The 1376-nt window shown below is 36.8% G+C and carries 1 protein-coding gene; it reads right to left on the reverse strand.

Going from position 1 to position 1376, the window contains the following annotated elements; translation table 11 throughout:
- Positions 1 to 31 precede the first annotated feature (31 nt).
- Entirely contained in the window at positions 32 to 1270 is a 1239-nt protein-coding gene (locus tag LC091_RS20290) for an IS256 family transposase (protein ID WP_455685172.1), read from the reverse strand.
- Between the last annotated feature and the right edge of the window lie 106 nt (positions 1271 to 1376).

Consider the following 1376-nt stretch of genomic DNA (forward strand, 5'->3'; position numbering starts at 1 on the left):
AGGGTGTGTCAAATAAACTGTGTAAGTTTTCTTAATCGAGGTACTTAACAGCTCTTCCCTTAAGATTATCATTGATTAATAATTGGTTCATCACTTGTGGCCAATTTTGGACGAAGCCCTTTTCCCATTTCTTCTCTAATTCTTTAATACGTAAAAAGAGCAGCTTTAATAAAGCATACTCGTTGGGAAAGGCGCCTTTTTTGGTGACCTTTCTAAAGCTAGAGTGGATGCTTTCTACTGCATTTGTGGTGTACATGATTCTTCGAATCGCACTGCCGTAATCAAATAGTTGTTCTATATGGTGGAAGTTTCTTCTCCAAACTTCAATAGCGCCAGGATACTTATTCCATTGCTTTTCAAATACCTCAAAAGCATTTTGGCAGGTTTTCAAATTTGGGGCACCATACAAAGTTTTCAGTGACTGAGTAAATGATCGATAATCTTTAGTTGGAACATAACGAACAGAGTTGCGAATTAAGTGTACTATACAACGTTGAACCAATACTTCAGGGAAAATGGCTTTTGCGCCTTCCTCTAAACCACTTACTCCATCCATTGAAATGAAAAAGATATCTTCTACACCTCTGGCTTTAATTTCATCAAAGATTTGCATCCACTTGTGCTTACTTTCTGTTTCATTTAGCCATATTCCCAAAATGTCTTTTTTTCCTTCCATCGTATAACCAAGGATAGTATAGACGGCATATTTCCTAGTTTCATGATGATTTCGGATTGTTGTATACATACAGTCAACGAATAAAAAAGCGTAACAACTCTGCAACGGACGAAGCTGCCATTCTTCAAGTTCAGGAATAATACTGTCCGTGATGTCGGAGACCATCTCGTGCGAAATAGAAAAACCGTAAATTTCCTCAATGGTAGAGGAGATATCTCGCTGAGACATTCCTCGTGCATACATGGCAATCACTTTATCTTCCATTTCAGAAATATTCTTTTTTCGTTTTGGAATCAATAGAGGCTCAAAAGAGCCATCTCGATCACGTGGCACCTGTATATCTACTTCTCCTGAGCTTGTTTGAAGAGTTTTCTTCCCATAACCATTACGTCTATTAGGTGTATCTTTCTTCTGTTTACTATTAGATTCGTAACCTAAATGGTGATTCAATTCACCTTTTAGCATTGATTCAAACATAGGGCCAAAAATATCTTTTAAAGCTTCTTGCATATCTTGTACCGATTCAGGTTGGTAATTCTCTAAGATTTGTTTCGCTAAATCATTAGCTTTAGCATTACGATCTTTCTTGGTCATACCGATCATCCCCCCAGTTAGTTAAAATAATTTTAACAAGAAAAAAACTAAACTGCGAAGTAAAAGTCGTACGCTCTTTTACTTACACAGTTTAGTTTACAAGACC

This window comes from Sutcliffiella horikoshii (assembly GCF_020524325.1).
GTDB lineage: Bacteria > Bacillota > Bacilli > Bacillales > Bacillaceae_I > Sutcliffiella_A > Sutcliffiella_A horikoshii_D.

Excerpts from the sequence above, each read along its gene's own strand:
- LC091_RS20290 (WP_455685172.1), bottom strand. The coding sequence starts at position 1,270 with ATGACCAAGAAAGATCGTAATGCTAAAGCTAATGATTTAGCGAAACAA.